Consider the following 19,791-nt stretch of genomic DNA (forward strand, 5'->3'; position numbering starts at 1 on the left):
TGGCGTATGCACAGGTCAACCCCTGAAATCCGGCCACAAGGGGGGAGGCCGGGACAGAATCCTTACTCATCCGTAAGTTTCGGTTCCGTAATCTCCACGGAATCTGTACGGGGTGCTTACGTGGCCTTTCGGCCTTTACGGGAGTGCCGCCGCGCGGGTCGGCGGGCGGAACGGGGCACTGTCGTGGCCCGCGTCCCTGCTAGGCGAGCGCGAGGACGAGGCCGACGGTGATGAGCAGCGCGGCTGTGGACCCGTGAACGGTCAGCGCGTGGCGGAGGGTCCCTCCGTTGGTGCGGACGACGACGGCGTCTCCGATCGGGGTGATCGCCGCGGCGAGCATGACCCAGCCGAAGACGTGGGTACCGCCGGCCGCGAGGGCGGCGAGTGGCACCACTCCTGAGGTGATGTCGCGAACGCCCTTGATGCTGGTCAGAGCACGGAGGCTGCCTTCGGGCACCCCGAATCCGGCCATGGCGGCACGGGGGGCCACCAGGAACCGGCCGCCGATGAACAGGATGAAGGCACAGCCGAGGAGTGCGACAACGAGGGCGGCGATCGCCATGAGGATGCCTTTCAGTGTTATCTAACAGCGTTCTGTAACGACGCTAGCATACGTCTGCCCGGCGCGACCACGCGTCCGCGGTGACGGCCCCCTCCATGCGGCCGGGCGCCGCGGAAGCGTGCGCCGCAAGGGCGCCATCGTTCGCTAGCGTTGATAGATAACCGTGTTAGGGTCAGCGCCATGTCCCCTAGACCGGCACCGGACCTGGATCTGCGGCGCGACCGGATCATCCGCGCCGCACGAGAACTCGCCGAGTCGGAGGGCTGGGAGGCGGTGACGATGCGCCGGGTCACCTCCGCACTCGGCGTCAGCCAGCCGGTGCTCTACTCGGCCTTCACCAACCGGCAAGCGCTCATCGACGCCGTGGCCCTGAGCGGGTTCACGGAAATCGCCGAAGTACTCGAAGCGGCCGACAGCGACCCCATGGCACGTATGCGCGCCTACCTCGACTTCGCGTCGGCGCGGCCCCACCTGTACGAAGCCATGTTCTCGATGCCCACAGACCTGGGATTCGGGACCGAGGACGCCCCCGAAGCGCTCCGGCGCGCCTTCGCGGCGATCCACCAGGTCTTCCCCAGCCCCGACCACGTCAGGGCAGAAGTCGCCTGGGCCACCCTGCACGGCCTCGCCACCCTCCAGACGAGCGGACGCCAGCCCGCATCACGCGTCCGGAGCCGACTGGAACACGCCCACCGCATCCTGACCGAGTGACCTGGCCCGATCCTGACCCTGCCGGGAATCGCGGACGGCCCAGCAGCCGCTCGGCCTGCGGGCGGTCGGGGTCGGCCGCGCCGTTGCCCGCGCCCCCTAGGGCGCCCGGTGCAGGCGGTCCGGGGAGGTCAGGATTGCGGTGGCCAGTGCGTCCGCCGCGCCTCGGGACGACGTGGGGCGGCTGCCGTGGAGCAGGACGAAGTCCACCTCGCCCAGTTCCGGGAGGTTCGCGCGGTCGGGGACGCGGACCAGGCCCGGCGGGATCAGACCCCGCGTGTGGGCCATCACACCGAGCCCCGCGCGGGCCGCCGCGATCAGCCCGTTGAGGCTGCCGCTCGTACACGCGACGCGCCAGGACCTGCCCTGCCGCTCCAGGGCCTCCAGGGCCAGCACCCGGCTGATGCCCGGCGGCGGGTACACGATCAGCGGGACCGGACGGTCGGGATCGAGCCGCAGCCGCTCCCCGCCGATCCACACCATGCGGTCGTGCCAGACCAGCTCGCCGCGGGGGTCCTCGGGGCGCCGCTTGGCCAGCACCAGATCGAGCCGCCCGTCGGCCAGCTGCTCGTGCAGCGTGCCCGAGAGCTCCACCGTCAGCTCCAGGTCGACCTCGGGATGGTCGTGGCGGAACCCCTCAAGGATCTCGGACAGCCGGGTCAGGACGAAGTCCTCCGAGGCGCCGAACCGCAGCCGCCCGCGCAGCCGCGTGCCGCCGAAGAACGCCGCCGCCTGCTCGTGCGCCTCCAGGATCCGGCGCGCGAACCCGAGCATCGCCTCCCCGTCCTCCGTCAGCTCCACGGAGTGGGTGTCCCGCGTGAACAGCTGCCGCCCGGTGGCACTCTCCAGGCGGCGCACATGCTGGCTGACCGTGGACTGGCGCAGCCTGAGCCGCCGGCCCGCCTGCGTGAAGCTCAGCGTTTGGGCCACGGCGAGGAAGGTACGCAACTGCGAGGGGTCGTACACGGGCCCGAGGCTACCGCGTCATCGCACATCGTGATGACAGTCAGAGCGGTGTACCGGATTCCCGATCAAGGGTCGGAGGAGGACGATGGAGAGGGCACGCACCGTCCGCAAGACGCCCGGAAGCCCGGGAGAACCGGGAAGACCGGGAAAATCCAGCAGACCCCGCACCATCGGAGCACCGTGAAACGCCTCAAGTGGCCGTCCTGGCTGCCGATAGACCCGTACATCCTGCTGCTGCTCGGGACGGTGGGGCTCGCCGCCCTGCTGCCCGCCCGGGGCGCCGGTGCCGAGGTCGCCTCCGGCGCCTCCACCGCGGCGATCGCCTTCCTCTTCTTCCTCTACGGGGCGCGGCTGTCCACCCGCGAGGCGATGGACGGCGTACGGCACTGGCGGTTGCATCTCACGGTTCTGGCCTGCACGTTCGTCCTCTTTCCGCTGCTCGGGCTGGCCGCCCGCGGCCTCGAACCGGTGTTTCTGAGCCACGACCTCTACACCGGGCTGCTCTTCCTGACCCTCGTGCCCTCGACGGTCCAGTCCTCCATCGCCTTCACCTCCATGGCACGCGGCAACGTGCCCGCCGCCATCTGCGCGGGCTCCTTCTCCTCCCTGGTGGGAATCGTGCTCACCCCGCTGCTCGCCGCGGCGCTCCTCGGCGGCACGGGAGGCGGCTTCTCCGCGGACTCGCTCCTGAGGATCGTGCTGCAGTTGCTCGTGCCGTTCCTGGCCGGACAGCTCCTGCGCCGCTGGATCGGCGGCTTCGTCGCGCGCCACAAGAAGGTCCTCGGCTACGTCGACCGCGGGTCGATCCTGCTGGTCGTCTACACCGCCTTCAGCGAAGGCATGGTGCAGGGCATCTGGCACCAGGTCAGCCCACTGCGCCTGGGCGGACTGCTCGCCGTCGAGGCCGTCCTGCTCGCCGTGATGCTGTCGGTGACCTGGTACGGCGCCAAGGCCCTCGGGTTCGGCCGGGAGGACCGTATCGCCATCCAGTTCGCCGGCTCGAAGAAGTCCCTGGCGTCCGGACTGCCGATGGCGAGCGTGCTGTTCGGCGCCCACGCCTCGCTGGCCGTACTGCCGCTGATGCTCTTCCACCAGATGCAGCTCATGGTCTGCGCGGTCATCGCCAAGCGCCGCTCCCGCGACCCGGAGGCCGAGCCGCAGCCGCAGCCGGGGCCGGGATCGGGGCCGTCCCTCACCCCGGACCCAGCCGCAGCGTCACGAATCTCGGTCGGTACAGGGACACGTTCCGGCTGAGGTTGGCCTGCGCGGTCGCCCCGCCGTTCGCGTCCAGCCAGTTGACGTCGTAGCTCAGCACCAGCCCGCCCCCGCTGATCGCCGGATGGACCTGCGGGTTGTACGCCGCCACGCCCGCCCCCCGCTCCGGCAGCGGCGCGCCGAAACCCTTGCCGGGCCCGTGCCAGGGCCCGGTGGGGGAGCAGGCCCAGTACGAGGTGACGGTCGTCAGCCCTTCGGTGCCCGCCGCCATCGTGAACAGGACGTACGTCCCCCCGTCGCGGGCCACCGTGAACGCGCTGCCCACCCCCTTGTCCCCGCCGCGGCCGCCGGCCCCCAGGACGGGCTCCATGCGGGAGGGGATGGTCCACCGCTCGCCGTCCCAGTAGCGCCAGGCGTCCGGGTCCGCGAGCCGTCCCCGGGGCACGCGCGCGACGTACGCGTTCGACGCGGGCCGGGCGGCGGCCCGCGCGTCGTCCCCGCCGAACACGTACGTCCAGTCCTCGTCGTGGGTCAGCGCGGTCGTGCCGAACAGCACCCGCCGCGCCGGATCCCGGACCTGCCGCTGGTCGAGGACCTCGGTGATCCCTTCGAGCCGCAGCCCGGGCAGCGACAGCGTGGCGACCTCGGTGGCGGTCGGCACCCCGTAGATCCAGGGGTACGCGCCGGTTGTACGGGTCCACAGCACGACCCGTACGACCTGCTCGGACGAGCCGGGGGAGCGGGGTTCGACGCGCGCCGCCACCGGCCAGCGCCATTGGCCGGGCGCCGGGTCGGCGAACAGCGGGGCGGGCAGCGTGCGTTGCAGACGCCCGTCCCGCATGACCACGGCCGAGTTGCGCACGAGCGGCGCGGTGGTGTCCCGCCAGGCGTAGGACTCGCCCGCCGGGTTCGGCGGACGGTACACCTGGCCGAGGTAGGTGTCCGAGAACAGCCAGAGCACCCGCCCGTCCGGCAGCCGCACCGAGTGCGTACCGTCGCCGCCGGTCCAGTCGTCGGCCCGCGACGCGTCGTCCCCGTACCGCGCGAACTCGTCCGTGACGCCGGTGTCCGGGGCCCAGGAGCGGACCGTACGGGCCGTGCAGGCGGCGTCCCCGCCGTCGTCCTCGGGGAGGGCGGTGAGCAGCACCGCCCCGAGGACCAGGGCCAGGAGCAGACCCAGCCCGGTCCCCGCGCGCTGTCGTGTCGCACCGTGTCCTCGTGTGTCGTGGGGCACGCCCGGGACGTTAGTGGCCGCCGCTCACTTGGTCCATGGGCAGCCACAGGACGGTTCCGCCGGTCACCGACGCGTCCCCGGTGTGCAGCCCGGCCAGCTCGCCGTCGCTCAACGCCCGGTCGTAGACCCGGACGTCGTCGATCGCGCCGGTCAAGTGGGCCCGGCTGTCCAGCTTCTGGCCGATGTGCACCCCGAACGGCGAGTTGCGGCTCACCGATCCCGGTACGTCCGCGGTCGTCGCGGCCACGCTCCCGTCGAGGAACAGCGTCAGCTGTCCCGCGCCCCGGCGCAGTGCCAGATGGTGCCACCCCCCGTCGTTGTACGCGCCGGTGGTGCGCACGGACGCGGAGCGGGGGGCGTTCGCGCCGTCCCGGGTGGTGATCAGGCCCTGGACCCGGTTGTTCGCGGGCTCGCCGCGCAGCCACACCTGCGGCTGTGTGGTCCCGACCCCGCCCATCCACAGGAACGGCTGCTCACCCGTGGCTGCCGTGTAGCGGAACCACAGCGACGCGGTGAAGTCCTCGGTCCCGAGCGGCAGTCGGGTCCGGAAGGGCAGGCGGACGGCGTCGTCGGCGCCGTCGAAGGCGAGGGCACCGCCGGACACCCCGTCCGTCTCCGTCGCACCGCCGAGGACGGCCGCGCCGGGTGCACGCGGTGCCAGGTCCGGGGTGGTCGGGTCCGGGCCGCGGCGCGGGGTCAGCCAGTCCTCGGTGAACCGTGCGAAGCGGATCTCGTCGCGGGCGTCCACGGCGCCGCCCTCGTACAGCAGGCCCGCCGTGCCGGCGCCGATGCCGACCAGGTCGGAGTAGCCGGACCAGTCCGTCGTGACGATCGTGCCGCGGTCGACGCTGTCCCAGGTGCGCCCGCCGTCGTAGGAGGAGCGGACCGTCATCGTGCGGCGGCGGTCCGGGTCGCCGGGACAGGCGAGCAGGATCCGGTCGCCCAGCCGCAGCGTGGAGCCCTGCACCTGCGGGGTGTACAGGTCGGGCAGGGCCTTGAAGCGCGAGGTGAAGCTGTCGCCGCCGTCGGTGCTGAACGCCTGGGTGCGGTGGCCGAGATCTGTGCCGTCCTGCTCGCGCCCGCTGACCAGGACCGTGCCGTCGGCGCGCTCGGTGACGGTCATCTCGGAGGGCTTCTGCCGGAACGTGCCGTCCCGCGCGGTCGGCCACGAGTCCGTCGCCCCGATCCGCCAGTGGTCGCCGCCGTCGTCGCTGACGACGAGCGCGGCGTGGTTGGCACTGACACGGCTGCCGTCCCACGTCTCGGTGTTGACGGCGAGGACGAGCCGTCCCGCGTGCTTGCCACGGGTCAGCTGGATGCCGTGCACCGGCCCGGTCGCGTACCAGGAGTTCCAGTGCGCGGGCAGGATCTCGGCGCTGAGGTCGCGGGGTTCGGACCAGGTGAGCCCGTCGTCGTCGCTGTATTGCAGGTGCGGGGTGCGGTCGCACGGGACGGCGCAGTTGCCGCCGTCCGTACGGCCCGTGTTGTACGTCTCGGCCAGGACGATCCGGCCGGTCTTCCGGTCCACCATCGGCGCGGGGTTGCCGTGCGTGTCGCCCGCGCCCTCGTTGATGATCTGCAGCGGGCCCCAGGTGCGGCCCCCGTCGGTGGACCGCTTGAGCACGAGGTCTATGTCACCGGCGTCGCTGCAGTCGTTCACCCGGCCCTCGGCGAACGCCAGCAGGGTGCCCTCGACCGTCCTGACGACGGCCGGGATCCGGAAGCAGGCGTATCCGGGATCCTGCGGGGCCTTGAAGAGCACCTGCTGCTCGAACGCGGCGGCTTCGCGGCCCGCACGGGGCTCTGAGGCCGTCCGGGCCTGTCCAGTGCCCGGCAGTCCGAGCAGCGCGGTGAGGGTGAGGACCGCCGTCAGAGCGCCTGTGACGGCGGTCCTCCACGGTCTGGCCGTGCGGCGAATTCGGGGGCGTGCGCGAAGACCTGACGGCATGGTGCGGCCTGCCCTTCATGCGTCTGGATGCGTTTCGTGCGAAGCGCGCGTCAGGACATCCGGACATCCCATGTCCTGACGGTGCGCCACAGACGCTACTGGGCTCCCAGGCACCTCACAAGAAGGGCGCACGGCCGCGGCGCGAGAACTTTCGGCCACGCCCCGACGGCCCGTTTTGAGGCGGGGCCCCTCCGGCGCAGGGGGCGCTCCCCGCCGGATCGGGGCCCCGCCGCCGTGCAGCGGGGAGACCGGTTCAGCCCTGGGCGGCCGCGGCCTGCAGAGCGATGCGGTGCTCGCCCGCGTACACGTTCATGGAGGTGCCCCGCAGGAAACCGACCAGGGTGAGGTTCGACTCGGCGGCCAGGTCCACCGCCAGGGAGGAGGGCGCCGAGACCGCGGCGAGCACCGGGATGCCCGCCATCACCGCCTTCTGGGCCAGCTCGAAGGAGGCGCGCCCCGACACCAGCAGGACCGTGCGGGAGAGCGGCAGGGAGCCGTTCTGCAGGGCGCGGCCGACCAGCTTGTCGACCGCGTTGTGCCGGCCCACGTCCTCCCGGATGTCGACCAGTTCGCCGTCCTCCGTGAACAGGGCCGCCGCGTGCAGACCCCCGGTCCGGTCGAACACGCGCTGCGCCGCGCGCAGCCGGTCGGGGAGGCTCGCGAGCAGTTCGGGCCCGAGCCGTACCGGGGGAGCCGTGTCGCCGTGCGTGTCGTCGATCGTCCAGCGGGCCGTCGTGCGGACCGCGTCCAGGCTGGCCTTGCCGCACAGCCCGCAGGACGACGTCGTGTACACGTTGCGTTCGAGCGTGATGTCGGGGATGACGACGCCGGGCGCCGTGCGTACGTCGACGATGTTGTAGGTGTTCGAGCCGTCCACCGTCGCGCCCGCGCAGTAGACGATGTTCTGCAGTTCGTCCGCCGCGCCCAGCACCCCCTCGCTGACCAGGAAGCCCGCCGCGAGCGCGAAGTCGTCGCCCGGGGTGCGCATCGTGATCGCGAGGGGTTTTCCGTTGAGGCGGATCTCCAGTGGTTCCTCGGCGACGAGCGTGTCCGGACGGGCGGAGACCACCCCGTCGCGGATGCGGATCACCTTGCGTCGTTCCGTGACTCGTCCCATGTCCTGATCAGTCCCGGTTCTGTACGTGCTGGTAGCCGAAACGGCCCTTGATGCAGAGGTTGCCGTGGGTCACCGGGTTGTCGTGCGGCGAGGTGACCTTGACGATCTCATTGTCCTGTACGTGCAGGGTGAGATTGCAGCCCACTCCGCAGTAGGCGCACACCGTGGTCGTCCCGGTCTGCGCCGACTCGTCCCACGTACCCGCCGCACGCATGTCGAACTCCGATTTGAACGAAAGCGCACCCGTCGGGCACACCTCGATGCAGTTGCCGCAGTACACGCAGGCCGAATCGGTGAGGGGGCCGTCGTGCTCGACGGCGATCCGGGCGTCGAAACCGCGGCCGGTGACCGAGATGGCGAAGGTGTTCTGCCACTGGTCCCCGCAGGCGTCCACGCACTTGTAGCAGAGGATGCACTTGTCGTAGTCGCGCACATAGAGGTCGTTGTCGATCCTCGGCTGCTCGTCGACCCGGGCCGCGTCGGGGCCGAACCGGTCGGGCTTGGCCTCGTACTCCTTGAGCCAGCCGGCGACCTCCGGTGTGGTCGACAGATCCACGGAGGACGCGAGCAGCTCCAGGACGACCTTGCGGCTGTGTCGGGCCCGCTCGGTGTCCGTGCGCACCTCCATGCCCGCCTCCGCCTTGCGGGAACAGGCCGGGACGAGGGTGCGGGCGCCCTCGACCTCGACGACGCAGACCCGGCAGGCGTTCTTGGGGGTGAGGGTGTCGCCCTGGCACAGGGTCGGTACGTCCTTGCCCGCCGACCGGCAGGCGTCGAGGATCGTCGAGCCCTCCGGCGCCCGCACGGACTGTCCGTCGATCGTGAATTCCAGCAGGCGGCGGGGGATCCCCAGCGATGTCACGGTCATTCGTACGCCCCCAGGCGGTCGATGGCGGATTCCACGGCGTTCCACGCGGTCTGTCCCAGACCGCAGATCGAGGCGTCCTTCATGGCCCGGCCCACCTCCCGCAGCAGCGTGATGTCGGCCGCCGCGTCGGCGCCGGTCCGCTCGACGATGCGGTGCAGGGCCTCCTCCTGGCGTACGGTCCCGACCCGGCACGGCACGCACTGCCCGCACGACTCGTCCCGGAAGAACTCGGCGATCCGCAGCAGCAGCCGCGGCAGCGGCACGGTGTCGTCGAAGGCCAGCACCACCCCGGAGCCGAGTGTCGTGCCGGCCGCCCGTGTGCCCTCGAAGGTGAGCGGGATGTCCAGCTCGTCGGGCCGTACGAAGCCACCGGCCGCGCCGCCGAGGAGGACAGCGCGCAGCCTCTCGCGTACACCCGCCAGTTCCAGCAGCTCGCCGAGCGTGGCGCCGAACGGCAGCTCGTAGATGCCGGGCCGGTCCACGCTGCCGGACACGCAGAACAGCTTCGGCCCGGTGGAACCGCCGGTGCCGGTCGCCGCGTACGCCGGGGCCCCCATGGTGAGGATCGGCAGGACGTTGACCAGCGTCTCCACGTTGTTCTCGGCGGTGGGTCTGCCGAACAGGCCCTTCTCCACGGGGAAGGGCGGCTTCGACCGCGGCTCGCCCCGGTACCCCTCGATGGAGTTGAAGAGCGCGGTCTCCTCACCGCAGATGTACGCCCCCGCGCCGCGCCGGATCTCGATGTCGAAGGCGTACCCCTGGCCGAGGACGTCGTCCCCGAGGAGGCCGCGCGCGCGTGCCTGTCCGATCGCGTGCTCCATGCGGCGCAGGGCCCGCGGGTACTCGCCGCGCAGGTAGAGGTAGCCCCGGTGCGCGCCGACCGCGTACGCCGCGATCGTCATCGCCTCCACGAGGGAGTACGGGTCGCCCTCCATGACCACGCGGTCCTTGAAGGTGCCGGGCTCGGATTCGTCGGCGTTGCAGACGAGGTAGTGCGGGTGGCCGGGCTGGGACGCAGTGGCCTGCCATTTGCGGCCGGTGGGGAAGGCGGCGCCGCCACGCCCGACCAGGCCCGCGTCGGTGACCTCGCGGATGACCCCGGCGGGGCCGAGCGCGAAGGCCTGCCGCAGGGCCGTGTAACCGCCGTGCGCCCGGTAGTCGTCGAGCGAGGCCGGATCGACCACGCCGACCCGGCCGAGCAGCGTCAGCGAGGGGTCCCCGGCCTGCGGGACCGCCAGCGCGGCCGGCGGCTCCTCCGGCGCCGAGTCGGGCGCGCTCGCCGCGAGCACGGCCCGCTCGACGGTCGCGGGCGCCGACACGGCCGTACGCACCGGGTCCCCGGCCTTGACGGCGAGGGCGGCCGGGGCCCGTTCGCACAGGCCGAGGCAGGGGCTGCGCTCGACGCTCACCCCGCTGCCGAGACCCAGGCGGGCCTCGACCCCGGCGCACAGCTCCGACGCCCCGGCCGCCGCGCACGCCAGGTCCGTGCACACGTGCAGGACCGTCGCCGGGCGCGGCTTCACCGAGAACATCGCGTAGAAGGTGGCGACCCCGTAGGCCTCCGCCGGCGGCACGGTCAGCCGCCGGCACAGGTAGTCCAGGGCGCCCTCGCTGATCCAGCCGATCCGGTCGTGGACGGCGTGCAGCCCCGGCAACAGCAGGTCACGACGTTCCCGGGCCGCCCGTCCGCCGCGTGCCCACCTGAGGTCGGCGTCGGACCGGTCGGCGCCCTCCCACGAAGACTCGGGAGGGCCGAGCAGCGTGTCGATCGCCGCCCGTTCCTCGTCCGTCGGTTTGCTGTCACCGAAGTGCAGGTCCACTTGACATCACCTCACTCGAATCGCGGCACTACGGGAATCACGTCACTTCACCTGAGCGGCGACCGGCAGTTTTTCGATCCGGATCGCCGACGCCTTGAACTCCGCCGTCCCCGCGATCGGGCAGTTGGCCTCGATCGTCAGCTGGTTGGTGTCCACCTCGTCGGGAAAGTGCATGGTCATGAACGCGAGGCCGGGCCGCAGCGCGGTGTCGACCCACACCGGGGCCACCACCGAACCGCGCCGCGAGGAGACCTGGACCTGCTCGCCGACCACCACGCCGTAGCGCTCCGCGTCCTCCGGGCACAGCTCGACGAACTCGCCGCGCCGCAGCGGCGAGGCGAAACCACCGCTCTGCACACCGGTGTTGTACGAGTCGAGCCGCCGCCCGGTGGTCAGCCGGATCGGGAACCGCTCATCCGTCAGATCGACCGGCGGATCGTGCTGGACGATCCCGAACGGCGCGAGCCGGCCCCGCGCCGCCGGGTCGGACTCCCACAACCTGCCGTGCAGATAGGTCGGTTCGATCCGGTCGGTCTGCGGACAGGGCCACTGGATGCCCTGGTGCTCCTCAAGACGCTCGTACGTCATCCCGTAGTGGTCCGGGGACACCGACCGCAGCTCGTCCCACACCGCCTCGGAGTCCTCGTACTTCCACTCGTGTCCCATGCGGGAGGCGAGGTCGCAGAGGATGTCGATGTCCTCGCGGGCCTCGCCGGGCGGGACGACCGCCCGCCGCACCCGCTGCACCCGCCGCTCGCTGTTGGTCGTGGTGCCCTCGGTCTCGGCCCAGCCGGCCGTCGCGGGGAGCACCACGTCCGCCAGCTCGGCCGTCTTCGTCAGGAAGATGTCCTGGACGACGAGGAAGCCGAGGCCCCCCAGCCGGCGTACGGCCTGTCCGCTGTCGGCCTCCGACTGCGCCGGGTTCTCCCCGATGCAGTAGACGGCCTTGAGCGAGCCCTCGTCCATGGCCTCGAACATCTCCGTCAGGTTCATCCCGTAGTGCGGTTGGATGACGGTGTCCCACGCCGACTCGAACTTCAGCCGGGTGTCCGCGTCGAGGATGTCCTGGAAGCCGGGCAGCCGGTTCGGGATGGCGCCCATGTCACCGCCGCCCTGCACGTTGTTCTGTCCGCGCAGGGGCTGCAACCCGGAACCGAAGCGGCCCACGTGCCCGGTCAGGAGCGACAGGTTGATGAGCGCCCGGACGTTGTCCGTGCCGTTGTGGTGCTCGGTGATGCCGAGCGTCCAGCACAGCTGGGCGCGCTCGGCGCGGGCGTAGGCGTGCGCCAACTCCCTTATCGCGGCGGCCGGTACGCCCGTCACCTTCTCCGCCAGCGACAGCGTCCACGGTTCGACGAGCCGCTTGTACTCCTCGAAACCGGTGGTCGCCCGCTCGATGAACGCCTCGTTCGCGAGACCCGCCCGGATGATCTCGCGGCCGATCGCGTGGGCCATCGGGATGTCCGTGCCCACGTTCAGCCCGAGCCAGCTCTCGGCCCACTCCGCCGTGGAGGTGCGGCGCGGGTCGACCGCGTACATCCGGGCGCCGTTCCTGATGCCCTTCAGGACGTGCTGGAAGAAGATCGGGTGCGCGAAACGGGCGTTGGAGCCCCACATCACGATCAGGTCGGTGTGCTCGACCTCGGCGTACGAGGAGGTGCCGCCGCCCGAGCCGAACGCGGCCGACAGGCCCGCCACGCTGGGTGCGTGGCAGGTGCGGTTGCAGGAGTCGACGTTGTTGGTGCCCATGACCACGCGGGCGAACTTCTGCGCCACGTAGTTCATCTCGTTGGTCGCGCGGGCGCAGGAGAACAGGCCGAACGCGCCGCGTGCCGCGCCCAGGCCAAGGGCGGCACGGTCCAGGGCCTCGTCCCAACTCGCCCTGCGGAAGGGCTCGTCACGGGAGTCACGGACCATGGGGTACTGAAGTCGGTTGTAGATCCGGGGAGTTCGGTCTCGCTTCCTCATACGGCGGTCCTCAGGTTCTGTACGCGGAGGTTCGTTACGGGGCTCCTCGTACGGCTCATACGGCTCATGCGGCGGTCCTCAGGGCGAGCAGGTCCGAGATGGCGTGCACGGTGCGGAGCGTGGGGACCGGGACGTCGGTGATCTCCGCCAGTTCGACGACGGCGGCGAGCAGCACGTCGAGTTCGAGCGGTTTGCCGCGCTCCAGGTCCTGGAGCGTGGAGGTGCGGTGGTCACCGACCCGTTCCGCGCCGGCCAGGCGCCGCTCGATGGAGACGCCCACCCGGCAGCCCAGTGCCTCGGCGACCGCGAGCGTCTCGGTCATCATGATCTCGATGACCCGGCGCGTGCCGCCGTGCAGGCACATCTGCCGCATGGTGGCCCGGGCCAGGGCGCTGATGGGGTTGAAGGAGATGTTGCCGAGCAGCTTGAGCCAGATGTCGTTGCGCAGGTCCGGCTCGACCGGGCACTTGAGCCCGCCGGCCAGCATGGCCGCGCCGAACTCCGTACAGCGCGCCGAGACCGTACGGTCGGGCTCGCCGATGGAGAACCGGGTGCCTTCGAGGTGGCGGACCACTCCGGGGCCCGCCAGTTCGGTCGCCGCGTAGACGACACAGCCGATGGCCCGGGAGGGCGCGATGACCGCACTGACCGCGCCGCCGGGGTCCACGCTCTCGACGCGGTGGCCGTCGTGCGGGCCGCCGTGCCGGTGGAAGTACCACCAGGGAATGCCGTTCTGCGCGGCGACCACCGCGGTCCCGTCGTGCAGCAGAGGCTCGATGAGCGGCCCGCACGCCGCGTACGAGTTGGCCTTCAGGCCCAGGAAGACGAAGTCGACCGGGCCGACCTCGGCCGGGTCGTCGGTGGCGTGGGCCCGGGCGGTGAAGTCGCCGCGCGGGCTGAGCACGCGCACTCCGTGCTGCCTCATGGCCGCGAGATGCGGTCCACGGGCGATGAGGTGCACATCGGCACCCGCGCGATGCAGCGCGGCTCCGACGTAGGCGCCGATCGCACCGGCGCCGAGAACTGCCACTTTCACCGGAACCTCCTCGCGAAGAGGTTCCGGCCGTGCCGGCCGACCTGCTTTTCTGCCGGGGGTCCGGGGGTTGCTCCCCGGGATAGCACAGTCACTTGGGGGCTCCGTTCGGTCGAGGGTACCGAGGAGACGCTGAACAGGCGGTGAAGCGTGGTGAACCATGTCGACTGAATATTGTCTACAGTATGGGAGTTGGGGCAGCAAGGGTTCGCGCAGCACCTGGCACGAGCCGTCCGCGGGGATCAGCGCGGGTTGGAGCGGGCTCAAGGGCTCGCTGAGGGTCGCCTCACGAACACCCTTGGTACAGGCACGGAGTTCGGCCGGAAATACCGTTCGTCGGCTCAGACCGACCGTTCACCGCACCCCGCATACCGTTCACCGCATACGGTCGACCAGTTGGGGTGGACCGGCTTCCCAACTGAACAACCGCTTCCTATGGTCCGGATCATGAGTCCCCCTGTAGCCCCACCGGGCTGGAGCCGCTGGCTGGTCCCGCCCGCGGCCCTGTCGGTCCACCTCTCCATCGGACAGGCCTACGCCTGGTCCGTGTTCAAGCCCTCCCTGGAGTCGGCGCTCGACCTCAGCGGCACCCAGAGCGCCCTGCCCTTCCAGCTCGGCATCGTGATGCTCGGCCTGTCCGCCGCGTTCGGCGGCACCCTCGTGGAGCGCAACGGACCGCGCTGGGCGATGACGGTCGCCCTGATCTGCTTCTCCTCGGGCTTCCTGCTCTCCGCCCTCGGCGCCGCCACCGAGCAGTACTGGCTGATCGTGTTCGGCTACGGCTTCGTCGGCGGCATCGGCCTGGGCATCGGCTACATCTCGCCCGTCTCGACGCTCATCAAGTGGTTCCCGGACCGGCCGGGCATGGCCACCGGCATCGCCATCATGGGCTTCGGCGGCGGCGCGCTGATCGCCTCCCCGTGGTCCGCGCAGATGCTGGAGTCCTTCGGCTCCGACAGCTCGGGCATCGCCCTCGCCTTCCTCGTGCACGGACTCACGTACGCCGTCTTCATGTCGCTCGGTGTGTTCCTGGTGCGGGTGCCGCGTCCCGCGAAGACCGCGGCCGACGGCACCCCGGCCCCCCTGGAGGGCGTCCAGGTCTCCGCGAGCAGCGCCGTGCGCACCCCGCAGTTCTGGCTGCTGTGGATCGTGCTCTGCATGAACGTGACCGCGGGCATCGGCATCCTGGAGAAGGCCGCGCCGATGATCACGGACTTCTTCGCGGACACCTCCACCCCCGTCTCGGTGTCGGCGGCGGCCGGTTTCGTCGCGCTGCTCTCGGCCGCGAACATGGCGGGCCGCATCGGCTGGTCCTCCACGTCCGACCTGATCGGGCGGAAGAACATCTACCGCGTCTACCTGGGCGTCGGCGCGCTGATGTACGCGCTCATCGCCTGGGTCGGGGACTCCTCGAAGCCCGTGTTCATCATCGCCGCGCTGGTGATCCTCTCCTTCTACGGAGGCGGCTTCGCGACCGTCCCCGCCTACCTCAAGGACCTCTTCGGGACCTACCAGGTCGGCGCGATCCACGGGCGGCTGCTCACCGCCTGGTCCACGGCCGGGGTCCTCGGACCGCTGATCGTCAACTGGATCGCGGACCGGCAGGAGGAGGCCGGCAAATCCGGTGCGTCCCTCTACGGACTGTCGCTGGTCATCATGATCGGGCTGCTCGTGGTCGGATTCATCGCGAACGAGCTGGTCCGGCCCGTCGACGCCCGCCACCACGTCCCCGCCCAGAAGGAGGCCGCCGATGTCCACGAGTGACAGCAGCCCGCCCGACGGCGCCGCGGCGGACGGCCCGGTGCCCGACCGCCGCCCGCTGATCGTCTTCGCCTGGGTCTGGGTGGGAGCGCCGCTGGCCTATGGTCTGTACGAGCTCGTGCAGAAAGCGACCCAGTTGTTCACCGGATAGGCGCCCGCTCGCGGTCATGGGCGGACCGCCGGACGTGATCATGGGATAGGTACCCGAACGTCCGCTGGAGGGGTGTTCGGGCGTCCGAGGGTCTGACGGAAGCCGACAAGGGTGGCGCGGCAATCCTGTGACTTTACGTGCCCGCGTACCCGTGAGTACCTGATCAGACTGGTGAGTCCCGTTACCCCGGCAAGCAAGGGACCGCCCATGAACGGCTCACGCATCACCGCCGTCGGCCATTACCAGCCCGCCAGGGTTCTCACCAACGAGGACCTGGCGGAGCTGGTCGACACCAGCGACGAGTGGATCACGAGCCGGGTGGGCATCCGTACGCGCCACATCGCCGGACCCGACGAACCGGTCGACGAGCTGGCCGCGCACGCCGCCGCCAAGGCCCTGGCCGCCGCCGGCCTCACCCCCGAGGACATCGACCTCGTCCTGGTGGCCACCTCCACCGCCGTCGACCGTTCGCCGAACATGGCCGCCCGGGTCGCCGCCCGCCTCGGCATGCCGTCACCGGCCGTCATGGACCTGAACGTGGTCTGCGCGGGCTTCACCCACGCGCTGGCCACCGCCGACCACGCCGTACGGGCCGGGGGAGCGACCCGCGTCCTGGTGATCGGCGCCGACAAGATGTCCGACGTGGCCGACTGGACGGACCGCACGACCTGCGTGCTCGTCGGGGACGGGGCGGGGGCCGCCGTCGTCGAGGCCGCCGAGGAGAGCGCGATCGGGCCGGTGCTGTGGGGCTCGGTTCCCGAGATGGGGAACGCGGTACGCATCGAGGGCACCCCCGCGCGGTTCGCCCAGGAGGGCCAGAGCGTCTACCGGTGGGCCACCACCAAGCTGCCCGCCATCGCCCGCAAGGCCTGCGAGCGGGTCGGTCTCGCACCCGAGGACCTCGCCGCGGTCGTGCTGCACCAGGCGAACCTGCGGATCATCGAGCCGCTCGCCGGGAAGATCGGCGCCGTGAACGCCGTCGTCGCCCGCGATGTCGTCGAGTCCGGAAACACCTCCGCCGCCAGCATTCCCATGGCCCTGTCCAAGCTCGTCGAACGCGGCGAGATCTCCACCGGCGACCGCGTCCTCCTCTTCGGTTTCGGCGGCAACCTCTCGTACGCCGGTCAGGTCATCCACTGCCCGTGACCTGCGGGTCCCGCGGGGTGTGACGAGGCCGACTCCCCCTCGGCCTGGCCGTTGTGCGCCGTAGACTGTAGACGAAAGACAATTGATACTGGCCTTCCGGCTGCCGTGCCGTCCGCGTACGCGCCGCCACTGCCCAGGAGGGGGACCGCGATGTTGTCGACCGGACTGCCGCAGGGGTCCGTGCCGAAGCTCGAACGGCCGGGGCCGCTCAGGGACCGCGTCTACGAGGCCCTGCTCGAACTGATCACGACACGCGCCCTCCAGCCCGGTCAGCACCTGGTCGAGAGTGAACTGGCCGGGCACCTCGGGGTCTCCCGGCAGCCCGTGCGCGAGGCACTCCAGCGGCTGAACACCGAAGGGTGGGTCGATCTGCGGCCCGCCCAGGGCGCGTTCGTGCACGAGCCGACCGAGGCGGAGGCGGACCAACTCCTCACCGTGCGCACGCTGTTGGAGGCCGAGGCCGCCCGACTCGCGGCGGCCAACGCGGGCACCTCCGGCATCGCCGACCTGGAGGAGCTGTGCGCCCGGGGTGAGGCGGCCGTGGCCGCCGACGACGTGGACGCGGCGGTCGCGACGAACGCCCGCTTCCACGCCAAGGTCATGGACCTCGCCGGGAACACGGTCCTCGCCGAACTGGCCGCGCAGGTCGACCGGCGCGTGCGCTGGTACTACACCCCGGTCGCCCGGCAGCGCGGACAGCAGTCCTGGATCGAGCACCGCGACCTGATCGCCGCGATCGCGGCCCGCGACGAACAGCGCGCCACCGACGTCATGCGCGCCCACACGGAACACACCCGCAGGACGTACCACGCCCGGCCGCGTGACCAGTAGTGGTTCCGTGACCGGTAGTGGTTCCATGACCAGTAGTGGCGTGACCAGTAGTGGTTCCTCGCGTCCGTACCTTCGCCGGGACGTCGATAGTGTGGCGAGATGGCTGACAGAACGGGCGGCGAGCCGCAGACCGACGGGCGTTCCACCCGCTGGGACGACCACAAGGCGCGACGGCAGGTCGACCTGGTGGACGCGGCGGTGGCCCTCATCGAGGACGAGGGCACACGCTTCAAGCTGCAGCGGCTGGCGGAGCGCGTCGGCCTGCCACGCTCGGTGCTCTACCGGCACTTCAAGGACAGGGCCACGCTCGACGAGTTGATCCGCCGACGGGTGGTGGAGTCGTTCATGCGGGGGATCGAGCCGACTCTCAGCTTCGACGGGACGATCGAGGAATCCGTACGCCGGGTGGTGGGCGCGCACCTGGACTGGGTGGCCCAACACCCGCGCCTGTACGCCTACATGGGCGTCGGGGAGCACGCGATGGGTGACGGGTCGCTGGTCGCGGACACCAAGGCGGCCATCGCGCTGATGCTCAGCGCGCGGTTCGCGGACGTGCTCAAGGCACTGGGGGTGCCGGAGGCGCCGATCCGTTCGGTGGCGATCGGCATCGTGGGCTTCGTGGACACCTGTGTCAACCAGTGGGTGCGCGACGACCGGCGCGAACTGTCCGAGGAGGAGCTGCGCGAGATGCTGTGCCGTTCGGTCTGGGCGGTGCTGGACGCGACGCTGCGGAGCCTGGGCGTGGAGCTGTCGCCGCAGCAGCGCGTGGCGGATCTGTAGGCGTACCCGCGCCGGCTCTCCGGGTCAGCCATGGGCCGCCGGGACGGCCTCCGCGGCCCGTCGCAGCGACTCGGTGTCCGTGAACTTGACGCGCGGCCGGCCCTGGGCCTCGCCCGCCGCGCGTTCCGCGCGGTCTATCGCGCGCCAGGCTTCCACTCCCAGCGCCTCCTTGGTGGTGCTGACACCGCCGCGTACCGGCTGTGCGAGGCGACCGGCGGCGAAGTCGTCCAGCAGGGACTCGACCGTCTCGTGGGCGCAGGTCTTGTTCGTGCCGATGAAGCCGGTGGGCCCGCGCTTGATCCAGCCCGCGACATAGACGCCGGGCCCGACCCTGCCGCCCTCGTGGGGGACGGTCGCGCTGTCCTCGTCGAAGGGCAGGCCGGGGACGGGCCGGGCGCGGTAGCCGACCGAGCGCAGGACGAGGCCGGTCTCCACGGTGCGGGTGTCACCGGTGGGCACGGCGCGTACGGTGCCGTCCGCGTCGGTGCGCAGCGCCGTGGCGGTGACCTCAAGAGCCCGGACGGACGTGTCGCCGAGGAACCGTACCGGACTGGTCAGGAAGCGCAGCACGATACGGCGGCGGCCCTCGACCGGCTCCCGGGCGGCGAGCTGCGACAGGATCCGGACCTTCTCGGGGGCGGCGGTGGCGGTGGGATCCAGGTCGTCCGGCCAGCCCTCCACGCCGACGTCCACGTCCTTGAGGGCGGACAGGGCGAGGAGTTCCGGCAGGGTGAACGCCGCCTGGGCCGGCCCGCGTCGGCCGAGAAGAACGACCTCACGGATCCGGCTGCCGCGGAGGGCGGCGAGCGCGCGGTCGGAGATGTCGGTACGGGCCAGGGTCTCGGGGTCGGCGGCGAGGATGCGGGCGACGTCGAGGGCGACGTTGCCGTTGCCGATGACGACGGCCCGCTCGGTGTCCAGGTCGTACTCGTCGTGGGCGCGGTCGGGGTGGCCGTTGTACCAGGCGACGAAGTCCGTCGCGGAGACGCTGCCCCGCAGGTCCTCGCCCTCGATACCGAGGCGTTTGTCGGTCGCGGCGCCGACGGCGTAGATCACCGCGTGGTGCTCGCGCAGGAGATCCGTGTGGGTGAGGTGGGTGCCGACCTCGACGCCCAGGCGGTAGCTGAAGCCGGGCTGGGCTTCGATGGTGCGGAAGAACTTCGTGACCTGCTGGGTGTCCTGGTGGTCCGGCGCGACACCCGCGCGCGCGAGTCCGTACGGCGTCGGGAGGCGGTCGTGGACGGTGACGCGCACACCGGGATGGCGCAGCAGTTCGTCCGCGGCGAAGAGACCGGCGGGCCCCGCACCGACGACGGCCACGGACAACTCGCCCGGCGGAAGGGCCCGTCGCCTCGGAACGACGTACATGGGTGCGCGGTCGTCGTGCGGGTTCTCCTTGTAGTAGGAGGCGTTCAGCTCCAGGAACGGCAACTCGGCGCCGCTGAGGGCCGTATGGGGCTTGAGCGCGTCCACCGGGCAGGCGGTCGTGCACGCGCCGCAGTCAACGCAGGTGAGCGGATCGACGTACAGCATCTCGGCCGTCGCGAAGCCGGGTTCGCCCGGCGCCGGGTGGATGCAGTTGACCGGACAGGCCAGCACGCAGGAGGCGTCGGCGCAGCAGGATCGGGTGACGACGTACGGCACGGCGGGCTGGTCTCCGTTCGGGACATGAGGCGATGCGGA

At 71.3% G+C, this 19,791-nt stretch carries 17 protein-coding genes; 7 read left to right on the forward strand and 10 right to left on the reverse strand.

The features are described from left to right. Positions 1-199: 199 nt before the first annotated feature. Positions 200-562 carry a DUF4267 domain-containing protein gene (locus tag K3769_RS32930; RefSeq protein WP_267029898.1) on the reverse strand — a complete coding sequence of 121 codons (363 nt, stop codon included), beginning with the start codon at positions 560-562 and terminating at the stop codon, positions 200-202. Between the two features lie 180 nt (positions 563-742). Between K3769_RS32930 and K3769_RS32935 the strand changes: the two genes are divergently transcribed. Then, positions 743-1,273, forward strand: coding sequence for a TetR/AcrR family transcriptional regulator (locus K3769_RS32935; protein WP_267029899.1), 531 nt, complete (start codon positions 743-745; stop codon positions 1,271-1,273). 96 nt (positions 1,274-1,369) lie between these two features. Here K3769_RS32935 and K3769_RS32940 read toward each other — a convergent pair whose 3' ends face one another. Beyond that, positions 1,370-2,236 carry a LysR substrate-binding domain-containing protein gene (locus K3769_RS32940; RefSeq protein WP_267029900.1) on the reverse strand — a complete coding sequence of 289 codons (867 nt, stop codon included), beginning with the start codon at positions 2,234-2,236 and terminating at the stop codon, positions 1,370-1,372. A 180-nt stretch (positions 2,237-2,416) separates the two neighbouring features. Here K3769_RS32940 and K3769_RS32945 point away from each other — a divergent pair, with 180 nt between their 5' ends. After that, the gene (locus K3769_RS32945; RefSeq protein WP_267029901.1) at positions 2,417-3,490 is read left to right on the forward strand and encodes a bile acid:sodium symporter family protein; all 1,074 of its coding nucleotides are present in this window, start codon (positions 2,417-2,419) and stop codon (positions 3,488-3,490) included. Here the strand turns inward: K3769_RS32945 and K3769_RS32950 are convergent. The 7 genes from K3769_RS32950 to K3769_RS32980 form a co-directional block, all read right to left on the reverse strand. Beyond that, positions 3,429-4,685, reverse strand: coding sequence for a DUF5005 domain-containing protein (locus tag K3769_RS32950; protein WP_267029902.1), 1,257 nt, complete (start codon positions 4,683-4,685; stop codon positions 3,429-3,431). The two genes, K3769_RS32945 and K3769_RS32950, sit on opposite strands and share 62 nt — an antisense overlap. A 10-nt stretch (positions 4,686-4,695) precedes the next feature. Further along, positions 4,696-6,633, reverse strand: a complete 1,938-nt coding sequence (locus K3769_RS32955) for an exo-alpha-sialidase (protein WP_267029903.1) — start codon at positions 6,631-6,633, stop codon at positions 4,696-4,698. Positions 6,634-6,886: 253 nt separating this feature from the next. Further along, positions 6,887-7,750 carry a formate dehydrogenase accessory sulfurtransferase FdhD gene (gene fdhD / locus K3769_RS32960; protein WP_210888260.1) on the reverse strand — a complete coding sequence of 288 codons (864 nt, stop codon included), beginning with the start codon at positions 7,748-7,750 and terminating at the stop codon, positions 6,887-6,889. Between the two features lie 7 nt (positions 7,751-7,757). Continuing rightward, entirely contained in the window at positions 7,758-8,618 is an 861-nt protein-coding gene (locus K3769_RS32965) for a 2Fe-2S iron-sulfur cluster-binding protein (RefSeq protein WP_267029904.1), read from the reverse strand. Further along, entirely contained in the window at positions 8,615-10,438 is a 1,824-nt protein-coding gene (locus K3769_RS32970) for an NAD(P)H-dependent oxidoreductase subunit E (RefSeq protein WP_267029905.1), read from the reverse strand. Before K3769_RS32970 ends, K3769_RS32965 begins: the two co-directional genes overlap by 4 nt. A gap of 42 nt (positions 10,439-10,480) precedes the next feature. Beyond that, a complete protein-coding gene (locus K3769_RS32975; protein WP_267029906.1) occupies positions 10,481-12,406 on the reverse strand; it encodes a molybdopterin oxidoreductase family protein in 1,926 nt (641 codons plus the stop codon). 64 nt (positions 12,407-12,470) lie between these two features. Continuing rightward, the gene (locus tag K3769_RS32980; protein ID WP_267029907.1) at positions 12,471-13,442 is read right to left on the reverse strand and encodes a 2-dehydropantoate 2-reductase; all 972 of its coding nucleotides are present in this window, start codon (positions 13,440-13,442) and stop codon (positions 12,471-12,473) included. A 444-nt stretch (positions 13,443-13,886) separates the two neighbouring features. On the opposite strand from K3769_RS32980, the gene K3769_RS32985 reads away from it, so the two are divergent. The 5 genes from K3769_RS32985 (at position 13,887) to K3769_RS33005 (ending at position 18,108) form a co-directional block, all read left to right on the forward strand. Next, positions 13,887-15,203: an OFA family MFS transporter gene (locus tag K3769_RS32985; RefSeq protein ID WP_267029908.1), complete on the forward strand. Its 1,317-nt coding sequence runs from the start codon at positions 13,887-13,889 to the stop codon at positions 15,201-15,203. Continuing rightward, on the forward strand, positions 15,190-15,351 hold the full coding sequence (locus K3769_RS32990; protein WP_210888248.1) for an MFS transporter small subunit: 162 nt from the start codon (positions 15,190-15,192) through the stop codon (positions 15,349-15,351). The genes K3769_RS32985 and K3769_RS32990 overlap by 14 nt, the downstream gene beginning before the upstream one ends. A gap of 207 nt (positions 15,352-15,558) precedes the next feature. Then, complete coding sequence (locus K3769_RS32995; RefSeq protein WP_267029909.1) at positions 15,559-16,497, forward strand: beta-ketoacyl-ACP synthase III; 939 nt, start codon at positions 15,559-15,561, stop codon at positions 16,495-16,497. Positions 16,498-16,647: 150 nt separating this feature from the next. After that, complete coding sequence (locus K3769_RS33000) at positions 16,648-17,328, forward strand: GntR family transcriptional regulator (RefSeq protein WP_267029910.1); 681 nt, start codon at positions 16,648-16,650, stop codon at positions 17,326-17,328. 99 nt (positions 17,329-17,427) lie between these two features. After that, a complete protein-coding gene (locus tag K3769_RS33005) occupies positions 17,428-18,108 on the forward strand; it encodes a TetR/AcrR family transcriptional regulator (RefSeq protein ID WP_267029911.1) in 681 nt (226 codons plus the stop codon). Positions 18,109-18,132: 24 nt separating this feature from the next. On the opposite strand, the gene K3769_RS33010 is transcribed toward K3769_RS33005, so the two are convergent. Next, positions 18,133-19,752, reverse strand: a complete 1,620-nt coding sequence (locus tag K3769_RS33010) for an FAD-dependent oxidoreductase (protein ID WP_267029912.1) — start codon at positions 19,750-19,752, stop codon at positions 18,133-18,135. Positions 19,753-19,791 lie beyond the last annotated feature (39 nt).

Origin of the sequence: Streptomyces ortus (assembly GCF_026341275.1) — a bacterium.
GTDB classification, from domain to species: Bacteria; Actinomycetota; Actinomycetes; order Streptomycetales; family Streptomycetaceae; genus Streptomyces; species Streptomyces ortus.